Raw genomic sequence first — 18,173 nt, 5'->3', positions numbered from 1 at the left:
AGCAATTTAACTAATCTTAAATGAAAAATCACCAACTATTTTTGACCACATTACCCCAAAAAAAATACCCGACAAGCCAAAAGCTCATCGAGTACTTCCAATTGAAATAATATAATCCTTCTATTTAAAAAATCTGACTTGCGATTTGTCTGATGTTTTCTGATTTTCCCATAGAATAATAATGCAAAACAGGAACTCCCGCGGCTTTTAACTCTATAGATTGTTGAATCGCCCATTCTATTCCAACTTGGCGGATTTCGGCATTGTTTTTACATTTTTCTACCCCAGCAATTAAATCCTCAGGCAAATCGATACGGAAAATTTGTGGCAATACTTGCAAATGTCTTTCTACCGCAATAGGTTTTATCCCAGGAATAATAGGAACTGTAATGCCCATTTCTCTGGCTTTGGCTACGAATTCGAAATATTTAGCATTATCAAAAAACATTTGAGTCACGACATAATCCGCTCCAGCGTCAACTTTTTCTTTAAGACGTTTCAAATCGGTTTGCAAAGAAGGGGATTCCAAATGCTTCTCAGGATAACCCGCCACCCCAATACAGAAATCGGCTTTATTATCAATGTCCATTACTTCGTGCAAATACTTCCCTTGGTTCAATTGATAAATTTGGCTTACTAAATCAGAAGCATATTTATTCCCACCGTTGGTTGGCACAAACGATTGCTCGTCTTTCATCGCATCACCACGCAAAGCCATCACATTATCAATGCCTAAGTAATGACAATCCACCAACAAATACTCGGTTTCTTCTTTGGTAAACCCTCCACAAAGTACGTGCGGCACCGTGTCGACATTATATTTGTGTTTGATTGAAGCACAAATCCCCAAAGTCCCTGGACGCATTCTTGTCAACTTCTTTTCTAATAACCCGTTCCCTTTATTTACGTAGATAAACTCTTCACGAGAAGTGGTCACATCAATAAATGGCGGCTTGAACTCCATCAAAGGATCGATGTTGTCGTATAATTCCTGAATGCTTTTGCCTTTTTGTGGCGGAATAATTTCAAAAGAAAACAAGGTTTCTCCTTTGGCGTTTTCTATATGTTGTGTTACTTTCATTTCCTTTAGTTTGAAGTTTAAGGTTTAAGGTTTAAGGTTCTCACGAACAACTTTAAACTTTAAACTTTAAACAAATTTTCAACTTTAAACTATTATTAATCAGCTATATTCGGATTCAACCATTTCATGGCTACATCGGTCGAAACATTTCTTCGTTTGGCGTAATCAATTACTTGGTCTTCTTTGATTTTACCAAGTCCGAAATACTTGCTTTCTGGATTTCCAAAATAGTACCCAGAAACAGATGAAGCTGGCCACATCGCCATACTTTCCGTCAAAGTCACCCCGATTTCTTCTTCAACGTTCAATAATTTCCAGATAGTCGGTTTTTCTAAATGGTCTGGACAAGCTGGATAACCAGGTGCTGGACGGATTCCTTTATACGATTCTTCAATCAAATCTTCTTTACTTAACACCTCATCAGCGGCATAGCCCCAAATTTCTTTACGGACTTTTTCGTGTAAATATTCGGCAAAAGCCTCTGCAAAACGGTCGGCCAAGGCCTTCACCATAATCGAATTATAATCGTCTAATGCTGCCTCAAATTCGGCAGCCCATTCGTCTACTCCAAAACCAGTGGTTACACAAAAAGCTCCCATATAATCCACTTTCCCACTTTCTTTTGGCGCAATAAAATCAGACAAAGCAATGTTGGGCGCTCCTTTGGTTTTTTGAGCTTGCTGACGCAAAGTCAAAAATGTTTGTAATGGATTTCCATTTTCATCTTTCAATTCGATATCGTCGTCGTTGATTTGATTCGCAGGGAAAATTCCGTAAACGCCTTTTGCGGTTAACTTTTTCTCCTCCAAAATAACTTTCAACATCGCTTGTGCATCCGCAAAAACTGAAGTGGCTTGTTCACCCACAACTTCATCGGTTAAAATTGCAGGATACTTCCCGAATAATTCCCACGTTCTGAAAAATGGCGTCCAATCGATATAAGGCACCAAAGTTTCTAAATCGACTTCTACGATTTGTTTGCCAATTACTTTGGGTTGTACTGGAGTAAAATTATCCCAATCCAATTGCAATTTATTTTTTCTAGCTTCCTCGATAGATAAGAAATTCTTATCTCGTGAACGATTCAAAAACGTTTCTCTAAACGCATCGTATTCTGCACGAATATCGCTGGCATAAATTTTTCTGTTATGGTCCAATAAATTACCCGCTACGGTCACCGCTCTCGAAGCATCGTTTACGTGAATTACCGTTTCTCTGTATTGAGGCGCGATTTTCACCGCGGTATGCGCACGCGAAGTAGTGGCTCCACCAATCATTACAGGGATTTTCATATTGCGTTTGTCCAGCTCTTTCGCCAAATACACCATTTCGTCCAAAGACGGCGTAATCAATCCACTCAATCCAATAATATCTACCTCGTGCTCAATAGCTGCAGCAATAATTTTTTCTGGAGGCACCATCACACCCAAATCGACTATCTCATAGTTATTACAAGCCAATACCACCGAAACAATATTCTTTCCAATATCGTGTACGTCACCTTTTACAGTAGCCATCAATATTTTTCCGTTCCCAGATTTGTCTCCAACTTGCTTGGCGGCTTCAATGAAAGGTAAAAGATAAGCCACTGCTTTTTTCATCACACGTGCCGATTTTACCACTTGTGGCAAAAACATTTTACCCGAACCAAACAAATCTCCCACGACATTCATTCCTGCCATCAAGTTGATTTCGATTACTTCGATTGGTTTTTCGGCGGCCAAGCGTGCTTCTTCTACATCAATTTCTATAAAAGCATCCACTCCTTTTACCAAAGAGTGCGTGATTCTTTCCTGTACGGTTCCATTACGCCATTCTTGTATTACTGCTTCATTTGTTTTGGAACCGTCTCCTTTTACATTTTCAGCAAAATCCAATAAACGTTCAGTAGCATCGTCGCGTCGGTCCAGAATCACATCTTCAACGTATTCTAATAAATCTTTTGGAATCTCATCGTAAATCGACAACATTTCTGGGTTTACAATTCCCATCGTCATTCCGTTTTGAATCGCGTGATACAAGAAAACCGAGTGCATCGCCTCTCTCACCACATCGTTTCCTCTAAACGAAAACGACACATTACTCACCCCGCCACTAATATGTGCGTGCGGTAAATTTTCGCGAACCCATTTAGTCCCTCTAAAGAAATCCAAAGCATTCAAGCGGTGTTCTTCCATTCCTGTAGCCACAGGAAAAATATTCAAATCGAAGATGATATCTTGTGGTGGAAATCCAATTCCCAACAAAATATCATACGAACGCTGGCAAATTTCGATACGCCTTTCGTAATTATCGGCTTGACCTACTTCGTCAAAAGCCATCACAATCACCGCCGCACCATAGCGTTTGATTAAGTTCGCGTGATGTATGAATCGCTCCTCGCCTTCTTTCAAAGAAATCGAATTCACAACACATTTCCCTTGCACCACTTTCAAACCCGCCTCAATGATTTCCCACTTCGAGCTGTCAATCATAATCGGCACACGCGAAATATCTGGTTCCGCCGCAATCAGATTCAGGAATTTGGTCATAGCATATTCACCATCCAACATTCCTTCGTCCATATTCACGTCGATAATCTGTGCGCCCCCTTCTACTTGTTGGCGCGCAATATCAAGCGCCTCATCGTATTTCTCTTCCTTTATCAATCGAAGAAATTTTCGCGAACCCGTCACATTGGTTCGTTCCCCCACATTCACAAATACGCTTTCCGGCGTGATGATTAAGGGTTCCAATCCTGATAATACTAGGTTTCTTCTTTTTTCTGCCATTTCTTTATTTTGAGTTACTCAGTGGCTAAGTAGCTTAGTTACTAAGTGATTTTCTATTCTATTTTTTATCTCCAGCTCGTCTTCAAAACTAAACTGGGTTTTCTTTTTTTATTTTGGGCGTGTCCCAAGGGCCGGGCTATCCGTTCCCGCTTTTTTTCTTGATAAAAAAATCAAGAAAAAAAGCTCCACTACTATCCCTCACGCAGTATTGTGCATACAACACCTTTTTTGTTTCAACGAAACGATTCCGTTTTTATAATTCACAACGGAATCAATTTCGTTGCTATTGTCCTTCCGACGAAGGAGGAATCGCATCAAGTGACTCACGTAATGTGATTCCTCCTTCGTCGGAAGGACAAAACCGGAACAGTCTTTTACATCACCGCCGTCGAAACCCTCGGCTTATACTCCTTGGCGATATCGGCAATTAATTTGATATGCTCTGGGGTGGTGCCGCAGCAGCCTCCTATGATGTTGATTAAATTATCTTCTAAATAAGAACGAATTTGAGCTTGCATTTCCTCAGGCGTTTCGTCGTATTCTCCAAAAGCATTCGGCAAACCTGCATTAGGATGCGCCGAAATATTGAAAGAAGTATTATGCGACAAAGTTTGCAAATAAGGCTTGAGCAAATCGGCACCCAAAGCGCAATTGAATCCTACACTCAACAACGGAATGTGCGAAACCGAAATCAAGAAAGCCTCAACGGTTTGTCCAGAAAGAGTTCTTCCTGAAGCATCGGTGATGGTTCCTGAAACCATAATAGGCACATCGATGTTGCGTTCTTCTTTGACTTCTTCGATGGCAAAAAGTGCGGCTTTGGCATTCAGCGTATCGAAAATGGTCTCTACCAAAAGAATGTCACAACCACCATCCAACAAGGCTTCGACTTGTTGTTTGTAAGCGATGCGTAAATCATCAAAAGTTACGGCGCGGTATCCTGGGTCATTCACATCGGGCGACATACTTGCAGTTCTGTTCGTGGGTCCAATGGAACCTGCAACAAAACGCGGTTGGTCTGGATTTTTGGCGGTGAATTCATTGGCTACTTCACGCGCTAGTTTAGCCGATTCGTAGTTGAGTTCGTATACCAAATCCTCCAAATGATAATCGGCCATTCCGATTGTGGTTCCTGAGAAGGTGTTGGTTTCTACAATATCGGCTCCTGCCTCAAAATAGGCGGCGTGCACGGCTTTGATGGCCTGTGGTTGCGTGAGAGACAATAAATCATTGTTCCCTTTTAACGGATGTGGAAAATCTTTGAATCGTTCGCCACGAAAATCTTCTTCGGAGAAATTGTAGCGTTGTAACATCGTTCCCATCGCTCCGTCGAGCACGAGAATTCTTTTTTTAATTTCTTCTTGTATTGTTGACATACTTTATTTTAAACCGCTAAGTCGCAAGGGCGCAAAGCTTTATTACTATTTCCAAATATTCACTATTTGAGGCTCTTTAGCCCCGATAGCAGTGTAAATCCTTGTGTGCCGGGGTTCGGCATACAAGATTGTAACGGATAGCGGGAACGTTGATACCAAAAAAGCGGCAATGATGCGCTCATTCAATTATTTAAAAATGTATCGGGAAAGGGGTTTGAAAAAATACGAGACTGTATTTTGTTGTTATCTATCCGAGCTATGCTTGGTAGAATGTAGCACCTTCTTTAAAAAAGTAAAGGGTTGCTAAGGTTTCATCGGGTCTTTTCCCTCCGCCTTTCGTGATAACTTTCAATAAAAATAGGAACAGTGCAAAGTAACGACATAACGCTAACAATTGCAAGTGTTTTTTTAGAAGTTTAAAAGTTTAAAAAAAGGTTTAAATTGTTTAAAGTTGTTTAAGATTGTCGCCGAATCGAGGCAACACTTAAACTTTTAAACAATTTAAACCTTTAAACGGAATAAACGAAACTATACAATAGCTTTCACTACTGCTTTTGGCGCTTCTTTACGAGTACCGTCGAATCCGTCAACACCTGAAACGGTGGTGTATTTCATCACATATTTTTTACCTGGATTGATAATTTGGTAAGCCGCTTGACACATTAACGTGGCTTCGTGGAATCCGCAAAGAATCAATTTTAATTTGCCTGGATAGGTATTTACGTCACCAATGGCGAAAATCCCAGGAATATTGGTTTGATAATCTAAAGCATTGTTTACTTTGATGGCGTTTTTTTCGATTTCTAATCCCCAATCGCCGATAGGTCCTAATTTTGGAGTCAATCCGAAAAGTGGAATAAAATAGTCGGTAGCGATGGTTTGCTTAGCGCCTTTGTCGTCTTCTACCACTACAGATTCGATGCGTTCGGCACCATTTAAGCCAACTACTTCTCCTGGAGTTATCAATCTGATTTTTCCAGCAGATTTTAATTCTTGTACTTTCTCTACAGAATCTAATGCGCCACGGAATTCGTTACGACGGTGAATCAAGGTTACCTCTGATGCTACATTCGACAAGAAAATACTCCAGTCTAAAGCAGAATCTCCACCACCAGCAATCACAACTCTCTTATCGCGGAATTTTTCTGGATTCTTGATAAAGTATTTGATTCCCTTGTCTTCGTAAAACTCAATGTCTTCGATTAAAGGTTTTCTAGGTTCAAAACTTCCTAAGCCTCCTGCAATAGCAATAACTGGAGCGTGGAATTTTTTTCCTTTATTAGATGTTACAATAAAGCTACCATCTTCTTGTTTTTCGATGGTTTCTGCACGTTCTCCTAGGGTAAATCCTGGCTCGAATTGCTTGATTTGTTCCATTAAATTATCCACCAAATCTCCGGCTAGTACTTCTGGAAATCCTGGAATATCATAAATAGGTTTCTTAGGATACAATTCTGACAATTGTCCGCCTGGCTGTGGCAAGGCATCCAAAATATGACATTTTAATTTTAATAATCCTGCTTCGAAAACGGCAAAAAGCCCTGTGGGTCCTGCTCCTATTATTAATATATCTGTTTTAACCATTTTTTTTTATTTATACTTATTACTTCCTTTTTTTTTTTATTTTTTTCGAGCAGATTGCGACCTGTCCCTTGGTGTTCAAATAAACGATTAATTCCTTTGAGAATTCGTGATAAATATCACTTGGGTGTTTTTTTTATTGTGATGAAGAACAGGTCGCGACCTGTCCCTACGGTATTATTTATTATTTTTTAATGCCTCGGTGATTTCATTCATACGTTGCACCTTTTCTTCAAAATTTCCTTTCAACGTTTTGCGATATTCATTCAGGTTTTCGACCATTTTATTCACATCATCAGGAATGACCTCTTCAAAAAATTCGCGCAATCGCTTGGCGGTTGTCGGTGATTTCCCGTTCGTTGAAATAGCGATTTTCACATTGCCTTTGGTCACAATTCCGCCTAAATAATAATCGCATAAATCGGGCGTATCGGCAATATTACAAATCAAATAACGCTTTCTGGACAAATCATACACACGCTTGTTTACCTTCAAATCATCCGTGCAAGCTATTACTAAATTACGCTTTCGAAGCATCCAACGATTGAATTTTTTGGGCGTCAATTTTACTGAAGGATGTTTTTCAGCCAAAGCTTCCAACTCGGGAAGAAATCGCGGTGCGACCACTTCAACATTCGCATTTGGGCTTGATTTCAACATAAAAGACAACTTTTCTAAACCCACATTTCCGCCACCTACAATCAAAACATTTAATTGATGTAGTTTTAAAAACACGGGATATAATTCGTTTCTTTCCATTGTTTATTTTGTTGGGTCAGGTCACGACCTGACCTTACTGTTTTTGTTTTTTAAGTCAGGTCTCGACCTGACGCTACGATAAATTCTTCGTAAAATCCTTTTAACTTCATCGGGTTAAAACCCGAAGCTATTCAATTAATTGTTCCTATGAACTTTTATTTATCGGATTTCTTTCGAAATGAACTCTTCGTAAAATCCTTTTAACTTCATCGGGTTAAAACCCGACGCTATTCAATTATTTGTTCCTACGGAACTTTTATTTATCGGATTTCTTTTGAAATAAATTCTTCGTAAAAACCTTTTAATTTATTGCTTTCTTTTACCACTTCGCCAATTACAATGATGGCGGGATTGCTCAAATTATGCGCTGCTACAACAGCTTCTATCGTATCAATAGTTCCTACCCCAATTCTTTCTTCTGGAGTCGTTCCGTTTTGAATGATGGCAATAGGCGTTTCACCTTTGCTTTCCTCTTGAAATAGCGCCACGATTTGAGCCAACTTACTCATTCCCATCAAAATCACCACTGTTGCCGTTGATTTGGCAGCTAGCTGAACATCATTTGATAATTTTCTTGCCGATGTTGTACCAGTAATTACCCAAAAACTTTCAGATACACCACGTTTTGTCAACGAAATCCCTTGATAAGCAGGAACTGCAATTGATGATGAAATACCTGGAACGACAAAGGTAGGAATTCCAAAGCTTTCAGCGTGCTCAATTTCTTCACTTCCACGCCCAAAAATAAATGGGTCACCTCCTTTTAATCGAACAACGTGACCGTAAGTCAAGGCATTATCAACGATTAACTGATTGATTTGCTCTTGCGAATAGGCGTGACTTCCTTTACGTTTGCCTACAAATATCTTTATGGAAGATTTTGGTGCAAACTCCATTAATTCTTCGTTAGCCAAAGCATCATACAAAACGACATCGGCTTCGGCCAAGGCTTTTACTCCTTTTATAGTCAAAAGGTCTGGGTCACCTGGGCCTGCACCTACTAAAGTAACTTTAGGACCACTCCTACTCAATCCAATAGAACGAGAGGAGGAACTATTTCCTGTTATTTTATAGCTCATCTGATTCTTCTTTAATTTTTAGACAAATCCTCTGCTCTGTATGTTTCAATCGTTTCAAAAAACGCAGTTGCTGTCGCAATGTATTCTTTGGCAAAAGTTTCAGATGGTTCGTTTTCTTTAATTTGATAAACCAATTCTTTAAAAGAAGTGGCTAATTGTATTTTATTCGTCTCCACAAAAACGGTATCAAACAAATCGATGATTCCTGCGTGATGGTTTGTTTTTTGGTTTTCGGCTAATAACAAAGCTTTGGCTCCATTTACAAATCCAGCATAAGCCAAGTAAATCGCATCCGACCATTTTTGATCCTCGAAAGCTTCTTGTGCAAACGTCAATTTGTCTTTGGCTTCGTATAACAAAGTTGCTACTAAATCAATCACAACACCAGCACATTCACCCACACCTACTGCTTTTACATAATTATCAGCGTTACCCCAATCTACAAAATCAGCTTCGGTTAAATTGGTTACATCGGCCAAAGGTTTCAAAAATTCGTAGAAATATTTCTCCCCTTTAGCATCGTAATAGTTCAAGAATGACTGACCGTTGGCATTGGCTTCAAAATCATTCAGGATTAATCGTAGGGCTTCTGGACCACGACGGCTCGGGATTTTGATTACTTTATCCGAAAAACGTCCTTGTCCGTTTCCTAAATTTCCTCCACCTAACAATACTTGTAAAGCTGGTGCCACCAGTTTACCTGCGTTGATAGACATTCCTTGGAAACCAATTTCGGCCATATTGTGTTGGCCACAAGCGTTCATACAACCACTAATTTTTATTGTGATTTCGTTTGAATTGGCATAGTGTGGATATTCTGTCGCTAAAACTCTTTCTAATTCTACTGCAATTCCAGTACTACTTGCGATTCCTAAATTACACGTATCGGTTCCTGGACAAGCGGTAATATCAGCGGTGCTATTGTATCCTAAAGCAACAAAATCTAATTTGGCTAATTCTTGATAAAAGAAAGGCAACGCTTCTTCTTTTATATGACGAATTAAAATATCTTGACGCAACGTAAAACGCAATTCGTTGGTTGCATAATTCTTAATTAAATCAGCCAATTGTCTTGCTTTATCAATATAAAAATCGCCAAGAGCTACTTTGATTCCGATAGCCACATAACCCGCTTGTTTCTGCTGAATAACATTGGCCTTTTTCCAAGCTTCGAAGGCAGCGACATCATCAATCACAACTTGTGGAGCATCCAATACTGGCGTTGGAATGGCTTTTTCAAAAGGAGTTGTATCAATTTCAACTACTTGATGCGATAAAGCTTTTTTCTCTTCATCGACCAAACGCAAAAATTCCTCTTTCCCAATTTCTTTAATCAAAAACTTCATTCTCGCTTTCAATCGTTTGGCTCTTTCGCCAAAACGGTCAAAAATTCTTAGAACCCCTTCGGTTGTTGGAATGATTTGATTGGCAGGAATAAATTCAGATAATAATTCGGCGTGATGGGGTTGAGAACCTAATCCACCGCCAAGCATTACTTTGAATCCTTTTTCTCCATTTACAATCTTTGGAATAAATCCTAAATCGTGCAAATAGCTCAAAGCGGTATCTTTATCAGAAGAAGAAAAAGACATTTTGAATTTACGTCCCATTTCTTGACATACTGGATTTCTCAAGAAAAATTCGAATAGTGCGTGTGCATATGGAGACACATCGAAAGGTTCGTCTGGGTCGATACCAGCAGTTTCGCTAGCGGTAATGTTTCTAACCGTATTCCCACAAGCTTCTCTTAGGGTAACATCATCTTTCTCTAGCTCAGCCCAAAGTTGTGGTGTTCTATCCAAACTCACATAGTGAATTTGAATATCCTGACGCGTAGTAATGTGCAAACGTCCCGTAGAATATTCTTCAGAAACTTTACAGATACGGTGCAATTGTTCGCTAGTCACTTTACCAAAAGGCAACTTGATACGAATCATTTGCACGCCTTCTTGACGTTGCCCATATACACCTCTTGCTAAACGAAGAGAACGAAAACGTTCGTCATCGATTTTTCCATCGCGGAATAAAGCAATTTTTCTTTCTAAATCGATTATATCCTTTTGGACAATCGGATTCTCTATTTCGGTTCTAAAACTTTCCATAAGCCCCACCCCAGCCCTCCCCAAAAGGGAGGGAGCCGAGTCTATTATTTAGTTAATAATTTGTTTCATTTTACGTTATTCCCACTAATTTCCCACTTGGGGCTTAGGGGCTTATTTTATAAATCCAACGCCTGCAGTGGTGTTGGTTGCAGCATCAATTAAAATAAAAGCTCCATTTGATTTGTTATCGTTGTAAGCATCAAAATAAATGGCTTTGCTCAATTTTATAGTTACTTCACCAATTTCGTTTATAGCTAATTGATTAGCTGGTGTCACTCCAGAATAATCGGTTGCGATTACGTTTTTCACACTGTCAATTTTAGCCAAAACTCTGTTGGTGTTGTGTTGCACAAAATACTTTGCTCCTGCTACTAATTTTTTGCTATCCATCCAACAAACGGTTGTGGTGATGTCTTTTTCAATTCTAGGAAGCTCGCTTGATTTTACAATCATATCACCGCGAGTCACATTGATGTCATTTTCCAATTCGATTGTAATGGAAGAACCAACGCTCGCCTCATCAAATTGTTTGTCGAAAAAGTGAATATTCGTAATTGTAGATTCCGTCAAAGAAGGCAGTACCGTTACCGCATCGCCAACCTTAATATTGTTTCCGTATAATTTTCCAGCGTATCCTCTAAAATCGTGGTACTCTTCCGTTTTTGGACGAATTACGGTTTGTACTGGGAAACGAGCTTGTCCATTATCGTAAATATCTTTGGGCTCTAAACCTTCTAAATGCTGCAAAATAGTTTGTCCAGTATACCAAGGCATTTTTCCCAAAGTTTCTACTACATTATCTCCTGTCAAAGCACTCAATGGAATGTAGCTTACGTTTTGTTCTTTGTAGGCACTTTTTGCATTTAAGGCTTGGAAATCAGCTTTGATTTTATTAAAAACTTCTTCCGAATAATCCACCAAATCCATTTTGTTGATGGCAACAATCACATCTTTCACTCGCAATAAATTATTGATAAAAAAGTGACGGTACGTTTGCTCAATTACTCCTTTTCGAGCATCAATCAAAATAATTGATACTTGAGAAGTCGAAGCACCAGTTACCATATTACGGGTATATTCTACGTGACCTGGTGTATCGGCAATGATGTAACTTTTTTTCGCAGTAGAAAAATAAATATGCGCTACATCTATCGTAATTCCTTGCTCTCTCTCGGCCACCAAACCATCCGTCGCCAAAGAAAAATCTAAGTAATCGTATCCTTTTTGCTTGCTACTTTTTTCTATTGCTTCAATTTTATCGGTAGTCAAGGATTGTGTATCGTATAATAATCTTCCGATTAACGTACTTTTTCCGTCGTCTACACTTCCTGCTGTTGCTATTTTTAAAACTTCCATTTATTTTTTGTTTAAAGTTTAAGGTTTAAAGTTGTTTAACTTTCTCCTTACATCTTTTAATTTTTTAAATCCTTAAATCTTTCAATTGCTATTCTAAAAGTACCCTTGTTGTTTTCTTTTTTCCATAGCGGCTTCCGAACGTTTGTCGTCGATTCTGGCGCCTCTTTCAGAAATGGTAGAAGAACGAATTTCTCCTACTACTTCAGCAATAGTGGCGGCATACGACTCTACTGCGGCAGTACAACTCATATCACCAACGGTTCTGAAGCGAACAATTCGTTCTTCGATTTGTTCGTCTTCTTCTTGGTACACATAAGGAGAGTGTGACCAAATTAAACCGTCTCTCAAAAAAACTTTTCTTTTGTGTGAAAAATAAATCGACGGAATCTCGATTTGTTCTTGTTCGATATAACTCCAAACATCCAATTCGGTCCAGTTTGAAATTGGAAAAACACGAACGTTTTGACCATTTTCGATTTTACCATTCAACAAATCAAACAATTCAGGACGTTGGTTTTTTTCATCCCATTGACCAAAATCATCACGTACTGAGAAAATACGCTCTTTGGCTCTCGCTTTTTCCTCGTCTCTACGTGCTCCACCGATACAAGCATCGAATTTAAATTCTTCGATGGCATCCAAAAGTGTTGTCGTTTGCAGTGTATTTCTACTAGAATACTTTCCTGTTTCTTCTATTACTTTACCTTCGTCAATAGCATCTTGTACATTGCGAACGATTAATTCTAATCCTAATTCTGCCACCAATTTATCTCTAAACTCAATGGTTTCTGGAAAATTATGTCCTGTATCTACGTGCAACAACGGAAAAGGAATTTTTGCTGGAAAAAAGGCTTTTTGTGCCAAACGCACCAAGGTAATCGAATCTTTCCCGCCCGAAAAAAGCAAAACAGGTCGGTCAAATTGAGCAATTACTTCTCTGAATATGTAAATAGCTTCGCTTTCTAAAGCATTTGTTTTTAATACTGAACTCATTATTTTTAGTTTAAGAGTTTAAAGTTTAAAGTGTAAGGTTGTTGTGACCTCGACTAAAATCTTACCACTATTATTGTTTTTTCTATTCTCTTTATTCTATTTTCTAAAATCTGCCTTCTATTTTTGGTGCAACCCACATTCTTTGTGACTGGATTCCCAAGACCATCTTCCGGCTCTGATGTCTTCACCCTCTGCAATAGCTCTCGTACAAGGTGCACAACCGATGCTCACAAATCCTTTTTTGTGCAATGCGTTTTGTGGCACATTGTTGGTATCAATATATTCTTGAACTTCTTTTAGACTCCACTTCAGCAAAGGATTGAATTTGATGATGTCAAAATGGGCATCGTATTCAAAAAAGGCTAAGTCACTTCTATTCTCAGATTGCTCGGCTCTCAAACCTGTAACCCAAATTTGATTCCCTGATAATGCCTTTTTCAATGGCACCACTTTTCGGATAAAACAGCATTCTTTTCTGTTTTCTACCGATTCATAAAAACTGTTAGGTCCTTTGGTATTCAACAAGTTTTCTACTTGACTCGTTTCTGGATAGAAAGTCTGAATAGTCACTTTGTATTTCTTTAGCGTCTTATGAAAAACATCATAAGTTTCTTGAAACAATCTTCCAGTATCAAGGGTAAATATTTTTATCGGCAACTCGTTTGTTGCAATTAAAGCTGTTATTACCTGGTCTTCTTGCCCAAAAGAAGTCGAGAAAACCACTTTTTCTGGAAATTCATTAGCCAAAAAAGCCAAGGTTTCCTCGATGGAAAGGTTTTCGGTTTTTTGTATTAACTCTTGTACTAGTAAAGCACTCATATTTTTTTAATTTAAAATCTATTACCCTATCGGCTTTGTAGATTACTTTGCAAAAGTACTATTATTTTCTAAAACACAAAATTTATTTTAAAAAAAATAAGGCTGAGTTTTTTATCAAAAAACCCAGTCAATTAAGCAATTAAAAGATTTAAGAGTAATAAAAAGAATAAAAAAGTGAATTGAAAAAATATACTTCTGTTATAGCCCCGGGAGTAGCGGCATCCTTTGTTGCCGGGGTTCGGCAACAAAGATATAGCGAATCACGGGAGGAGACGTGATGAAAAAGAACAATTCGTGCTCCGAAAAAATTTAATTCTACTTAATCCATAGGATTATTGTAAAATTGTTTTACATTTGCAAAAAAAAGTTTCAATGGATTTTCATATAGGATTTGTAATTGCAGGTTTAGTAGTAGGTTTTGTGGTCGGAATGACCGGTGTTGGCGGTGGGTCATTGATGACTCCTATTTTGTTATGGTTTGGTATTCCTCCTACTACAGCGGTTGGTACCGATTTATTGTATGCCGCTTTTACCAAAATGGGCGGAATTTTTGTCCATAACAAAAAGAGAAACATCAACTGGACCATTGTGGGTTGGCTTTCGCTAGGAAGTGTACCTGCCGCTGCTGTAACGCTGTGGATTTTGGAAAGCTTTAAGGCGGATATTACGGGATTGAATACTATAATTAAATACAGTTTAGGCTGGGCTTTATTGTTTACCTCAATTGCAATTGTTTTCAAACAAAAATTATTAGTGTTTTCACAAAAACACGCGGGAGATAAATTTCACAGTGAAAGCAAAACTCAAAATTTACTGACCGTTGCTATTGGGGTGATGCTAGGTGCAACAGTGACATTGACGTCTATTGGTGCTGGTGCCCTAGGAACTGTAACGCTGTTTTTTTTGTATCCACTTTTACCTACTCCAAAATTGGTTGGTACCGAAATTGCACACGCCGTTCCTTTAACACTTGTGGCTGGCTTTGGGCACGCATCGATGGGTAATATGGATTGGCCATTACTAGGTCAATTACTTATGGGCTCACTTCCTGGTATCTACATCGGCAGTATGCTCAGTGGAAAAGTTCCAGACTTATTACTTAGAAATTCAATTGCAGTGATGTTGTTTTTTGTGGGATATAAATTAATTTTTTAATTCTCTCATACCACTAAATAAACTTTCTAGAACCGAAACGGTAACTAAAAACATACCAAATAACCGCAAATTCGCAAATTTTAAAACCTAGTTAAAATTTGTGAATTTGCGGTTAATTTTTTTAAAAAGCAATGTCTGCCAGGGTGTTGTTCTCCAAAATCATCAAGGTATTGTCACGTACTTCCATCATCAATTTACGAACGGCGCAGGTGGCTTCGTCGTTGCAATCGTCGCAGGGCTCATAAAAATTATGACTAGCACAAGGCAATAACGCAATAGGCCCTTCTAGAACACGATACACTTTGGCCATATTGATGTCTTTGGGTTCTTTGATTAAATAGTATCCGCCACCTTTTCCTTTTTTGGCGCCCAGAAAACCTGAATGACGGAGTAGTAATAAAATGCTTTCCAAAAACTTCAAAGAAATATGTTCTGCTTTAGCAATTTCGGCAATTTGCACAGGCGTATTGTCCTTTTGACGTGCCAAAAAAGTAAGCGCTTTGATTCCGTATTTCGTTTTTTTTGAAAGCATAATGATTTTGGGTTGACGTATAACGATTGTAGCTTTTACCTACAACAATCTTTACCTTATTATGGTAACAAAAATATACTTTTTAACAATATAAACACAAAACCCACGGCTGAAACCGTGGGCTATTGTATATGAATCAATAATTAAACTTTTTATGCTAAAGCCTGATTCAAATCAGCAATCACATCTTCTACGGTTTCTAATCCTACAGAAACACGTACTAAACCATCAGTGATGCTGACCGCCAAACGCTCTTCTACTGATAATTTACTATGCGTGGTTGAGGCTGGATGCGTTACAATAGTTCTAGTGTCTCCCAAATTAGGCGATAACGAACATAATTTTATTTTATCCAAAAAGGCTCTTCCTGCTTCAAGTCCGCCTTTGATTTCGAAGGCTACAATGTTACCACCCAATTTCATTTGCTTTTTGGCAATTTCGTATTGTGGATGCGATTTCAAGAAAGGATATTTCACTTTATTGACTTGGGGATGATTTTCCAAAAACTCCGCTACTCTCAAGGCATTTTCACAATGTCTATCGACACGAACCGCCAAAGTTTCTAAACTTTTAGACAATACCCAAGCATTAAATGGCGACAAAGAGGGGCCTGTCAATCGAGAAAAAAGATAAATATCTTTAATCAAATCGGATCTTCCAACGGTAATTCCTCCTAACACTCTGCCTTGTCCATCGATTAATTTGGTAGCCGAATGAATCACCAAATCCGCTCCCCATTTGATAGGTTGTTGGATGTAAGGCGTAGCAAAACAGTTATCGATAATCAAAATCAAATTGTGCTTTTTGGCAATGGCACCCAATAATTCCAAATCAATGATATCAATGGCTGGATTCGTTGGGGATTCCGCATAAAGAATCTTAGTGTTGGGTTGAATACAACTCTCAATCGTCTCGGGTTGATTAATATCGAAATAAGTCGTTTGTATATTCCACTTTGGAAAATAATTCATAAACAAAGAATGCGATGCTCCAAAAACACTGCTCGACGAAACAATATGGTCGCCCGACTTCAGCAAAGCTGCAAACGTAGAATAGATGGCCGCCATTCCTGATGCAAAAGCATAACCAGCTTCAGCGCCTTCCATTTTGCAAATTTTATCAATAAACTCAATGGTGTTGGGGTTGCTGTAGCGACTGTAAACATTACGTTCTTTTTCTTCTGCGAATGAAGCTCTCATATCTTCGGCATCCTCAAACACAAAACTTGACGTTAAGTATAAAGGCACCGAATGCTCTAAATATTGTGTTCGTTCTATCTGACCGCGAATGGCTTGGGTTTCAAAACCAAAATCTTGTTCGTTCATTTATTTTTTTGTTTTTAACACGAATTGCACGAATTTGCACAAATTCTTATTGTTTTAAATTTCAAAAACAAACTGACAAATCTGTGTAAATCTGTGCAATCTGTGTGTTTTTTTGCTTGAATAATTTATAATTCCTCTCCGTTCAAAACCACTTTGTAATGAATGGTTGCGGTTGGTTCTAATGTTTTGGAAACAGAACAATATTTCTCAAAAGAAAGTTGTGCTGCACGAGCGGCTTTTTCGGGGATAATATTACCTTCCAAATAAAACACTACGTGAATGTCTTTGAAGGGTTTGGCTTCGCCCACTTGTACACGTTCTCCTTCTACCTCAGCTTTAAAAGAGGTGATTTCCTGACGTTGTTTTTTCAAAATCGAAATCATATCGATGCCGCTACAACCTGCCACACCCATCAATACTAATTCCATTGGACTTGGTCCCATATCATTTCCACCAAATTCAGGACGCGCATCTACATTTACTAGATGGCCTCTGTCATTTTTTAACTCGAAATGGAAATTTTCGTTTACTCTGTTAAGTGTAATTTTCATTGTTTAATTTATTGTTTAATTCTATAGTTGGATATAGGTTATTATGTGATTCTTCAATAACATTAATTTTACTTTCAATATCAATGTGAGTTATTCCTGATGCTAATAAAAGTACTCCTCCAAACCAAACAAAAAGAAGAGAAACACCAATGTAATTTTTACTTTTTTCTTGATATACAGATAATACTATCCCAATCATAGTAAAATTCCACATTATTGAAAAAATTAAAATAAATAAAATCGAGTCATTTAAACCTGTAATGATTACAGATTCATTATTGTCATTTGGATTAACATAAACAATGATTCTAGTAGCATTGCCTAGTATAAAAAATAAATCATCATGGTCTTCTATGTTACTCCCCTTATAACCAAAAGCCAATCTATCACCTGTATATTTTTTTGAATTAATTTCATACTCATATTGAATTAAAACTTGTGATGTCGTTTTTAAATCATGACTTCTATGAGTTTTTAAATCAGTTTTTACAATATCCGCAGGAATTTGCAACCAATCTTTAGACTGTTCTGATTTGAAAATGCTATAACAACTAAAAAGCAAAGTCCATAATCCAACCAATAAAAAAGGAGCAATAAGACCGATTCCACAACCCCAAACAGTAATTTTTTCCTTTATATGATCTAACTTATTATTTATCATACTTTATTCCTAAAATCATTTATCTTTTTATT

At 38.1% G+C, this 18,173-nt stretch carries 15 protein-coding genes and 1 riboswitch; of the genes, 1 reads left to right on the top strand and 14 read right to left on the bottom strand.

All coding sequences use genetic code 11. The annotated features are described in order from the left end of the window. Positions 1 to 124: 124 nt before the first annotated feature. From metF to FLB_RS08870, 10 genes are all read right to left on the bottom strand, one after another. Positions 125 to 1,081, bottom strand: coding sequence for a methylenetetrahydrofolate reductase [NAD(P)H] (metF, locus tag FLB_RS08915; protein ID WP_064715596.1), 957 nt, complete (start codon positions 1,079 to 1,081; stop codon positions 125 to 127). 95 nt (positions 1,082 to 1,176) lie between these two features. Further along, positions 1,177 to 3,852 carry a methionine synthase gene (metH, locus tag FLB_RS08910; RefSeq protein WP_064715595.1) on the bottom strand — a complete coding sequence of 892 codons (2,676 nt, stop codon included), beginning with the start codon at positions 3,850 to 3,852 and terminating at the stop codon, positions 1,177 to 1,179. Positions 3,853 to 4,226: 374 nt separating this feature from the next. After that, the gene (locus FLB_RS08905) at positions 4,227 to 5,228 is read right to left on the bottom strand and encodes a homocysteine S-methyltransferase family protein (protein ID WP_064715594.1); all 1,002 of its coding nucleotides are present in this window, start codon (positions 5,226 to 5,228) and stop codon (positions 4,227 to 4,229) included. Positions 5,229 to 5,468: 240 nt separating this feature from the next. Next, positions 5,469 to 5,576, bottom strand: a riboswitch (SAM riboswitch). A gap of 180 nt (positions 5,577 to 5,756) precedes the next feature. Beyond that, positions 5,757 to 6,812, bottom strand: coding sequence for an NAD(P)/FAD-dependent oxidoreductase (locus FLB_RS08900; protein ID WP_064715593.1), 1,056 nt, complete (start codon positions 6,810 to 6,812; stop codon positions 5,757 to 5,759). Positions 6,813 to 6,986: 174 nt separating this feature from the next. Continuing rightward, complete coding sequence (locus FLB_RS08895; protein ID WP_064715592.1) at positions 6,987 to 7,568, bottom strand: bifunctional precorrin-2 dehydrogenase/sirohydrochlorin ferrochelatase; 582 nt, start codon at positions 7,566 to 7,568, stop codon at positions 6,987 to 6,989. Positions 7,569 to 7,828: 260 nt separating this feature from the next. After that, complete coding sequence (gene cobA / locus FLB_RS08890) at positions 7,829 to 8,647, bottom strand: uroporphyrinogen-III C-methyltransferase (RefSeq protein WP_082923254.1); 819 nt, start codon at positions 8,645 to 8,647, stop codon at positions 7,829 to 7,831. 11 nt (positions 8,648 to 8,658) lie between these two features. Then, on the bottom strand, positions 8,659 to 10,749 hold the full coding sequence (locus FLB_RS08885) for a HEPN domain-containing protein (protein WP_064715591.1): 2,091 nt from the start codon (positions 10,747 to 10,749) through the stop codon (positions 8,659 to 8,661). 111 nt (positions 10,750 to 10,860) lie between these two features. After that, complete coding sequence (locus FLB_RS08880; protein WP_064715590.1) at positions 10,861 to 12,105, bottom strand: sulfate adenylyltransferase subunit 1; 1,245 nt, start codon at positions 12,103 to 12,105, stop codon at positions 10,861 to 10,863. A 93-nt stretch (positions 12,106 to 12,198) separates the two neighbouring features. Further along, complete coding sequence (gene cysD, locus FLB_RS08875) at positions 12,199 to 13,098, bottom strand: sulfate adenylyltransferase subunit CysD (RefSeq protein ID WP_024981945.1); 900 nt, start codon at positions 13,096 to 13,098, stop codon at positions 12,199 to 12,201. 117 nt (positions 13,099 to 13,215) lie between these two features. Beyond that, positions 13,216 to 13,917: a phosphoadenylyl-sulfate reductase gene (locus FLB_RS08870; RefSeq protein ID WP_064715589.1), complete on the bottom strand. Its 702-nt coding sequence runs from the start codon at positions 13,915 to 13,917 to the stop codon at positions 13,216 to 13,218. A gap of 372 nt (positions 13,918 to 14,289) precedes the next feature. Between FLB_RS08870 and FLB_RS08865 the strand changes: the two genes are divergently transcribed. Beyond that, a complete protein-coding gene (locus FLB_RS08865) occupies positions 14,290 to 15,072 on the top strand; it encodes a sulfite exporter TauE/SafE family protein (protein ID WP_064715588.1) in 783 nt (260 codons plus the stop codon). A gap of 121 nt (positions 15,073 to 15,193) precedes the next feature. On the opposite strand, the gene FLB_RS08860 is transcribed toward FLB_RS08865, so the two are convergent. The 4 genes from FLB_RS08860 to FLB_RS08845 form a co-directional block, all read right to left on the bottom strand. Next, complete coding sequence (locus tag FLB_RS08860; RefSeq protein ID WP_064715587.1) at positions 15,194 to 15,604, bottom strand: RrF2 family transcriptional regulator; 411 nt, start codon at positions 15,602 to 15,604, stop codon at positions 15,194 to 15,196. Positions 15,605 to 15,756: 152 nt separating this feature from the next. Next, positions 15,757 to 16,929, bottom strand: a complete 1,173-nt coding sequence (locus tag FLB_RS08855; RefSeq protein ID WP_064715586.1) for a trans-sulfuration enzyme family protein — start codon at positions 16,927 to 16,929, stop codon at positions 15,757 to 15,759. Between the two features lie 125 nt (positions 16,930 to 17,054). Next, positions 17,055 to 17,480, bottom strand: a complete 426-nt coding sequence (locus FLB_RS08850) for an OsmC family protein (protein WP_064715585.1) — start codon at positions 17,478 to 17,480, stop codon at positions 17,055 to 17,057. Further along, the gene (locus FLB_RS08845; protein ID WP_064715584.1) at positions 17,464 to 18,141 is read right to left on the bottom strand and encodes a DUF3592 domain-containing protein; all 678 of its coding nucleotides are present in this window, start codon (positions 18,139 to 18,141) and stop codon (positions 17,464 to 17,466) included. Before FLB_RS08845 ends, FLB_RS08850 begins: the two co-directional genes overlap by 17 nt. Between the last annotated feature and the right edge of the window lie 32 nt (positions 18,142 to 18,173).

The sequence above is a fragment of the Flavobacterium succinicans genome (assembly GCF_001662485.1).
Taxonomy (GTDB): domain Bacteria; phylum Bacteroidota; class Bacteroidia; order Flavobacteriales; family Flavobacteriaceae; genus Flavobacterium; species Flavobacterium succinicans_A.
The sequence above is the reverse complement of the archived record's forward strand: the minus strand, read 5'-3'. Positions and strand labels throughout refer to the sequence as shown.

Coding starts and splice junctions, on each gene's coding strand:
- metF (WP_064715596.1), bottom strand. CDS start 1,081: ATGAAAGTAACACAACATATAGAAAACGCCAAAGGAGAAACCTTGTTT.
- metH (WP_064715595.1), bottom strand. CDS start 3,852: ATGGCAGAAAAAAGAAGAAACCTAGTATTATCAGGATTGGAACCCTTA.
- FLB_RS08905 (WP_064715594.1), bottom strand. CDS start 5,228: ATGTCAACAATACAAGAAGAAATTAAAAAAAGAATTCTCGTGCTCGAC.
- FLB_RS08900 (WP_064715593.1), bottom strand. CDS start 6,812: ATGGTTAAAACAGATATATTAATAATAGGAGCAGGACCCACAGGGCTT.
- FLB_RS08895 (WP_064715592.1), bottom strand. CDS start 7,568: ATGGAAAGAAACGAATTATATCCCGTGTTTTTAAAACTACATCAATTA.
- cobA (WP_082923254.1), bottom strand. CDS start 8,647: ATGAGCTATAAAATAACAGGAAATAGTTCCTCCTCTCGTTCTATTGGA.
- FLB_RS08885 (WP_064715591.1), bottom strand. CDS start 10,749: ATGGAAAGTTTTAGAACCGAAATAGAGAATCCGATTGTCCAAAAGGAT.
- FLB_RS08880 (WP_064715590.1), bottom strand. CDS start 12,105: ATGGAAGTTTTAAAAATAGCAACAGCAGGAAGTGTAGACGACGGAAAA.
- cysD (WP_024981945.1), bottom strand. CDS start 13,098: ATGAGTTCAGTATTAAAAACAAATGCTTTAGAAAGCGAAGCTATTTAC.
- FLB_RS08870 (WP_064715589.1), bottom strand. CDS start 13,917: ATGAGTGCTTTACTAGTACAAGAGTTAATACAAAAAACCGAAAACCTT.
- FLB_RS08865 (WP_064715588.1), top strand. CDS start 14,290: ATGGATTTTCATATAGGATTTGTAATTGCAGGTTTAGTAGTAGGTTTT.
- FLB_RS08860 (WP_064715587.1), bottom strand. CDS start 15,604: ATGCTTTCAAAAAAAACGAAATACGGAATCAAAGCGCTTACTTTTTTG.
- FLB_RS08855 (WP_064715586.1), bottom strand. CDS start 16,929: ATGAACGAACAAGATTTTGGTTTTGAAACCCAAGCCATTCGCGGTCAG.
- FLB_RS08850 (WP_064715585.1), bottom strand. CDS start 17,480: ATGAAAATTACACTTAACAGAGTAAACGAAAATTTCCATTTCGAGTTA.
- FLB_RS08845 (WP_064715584.1), bottom strand. CDS start 18,141: ATGATAAATAATAAGTTAGATCATATAAAGGAAAAAATTACTGTTTGG.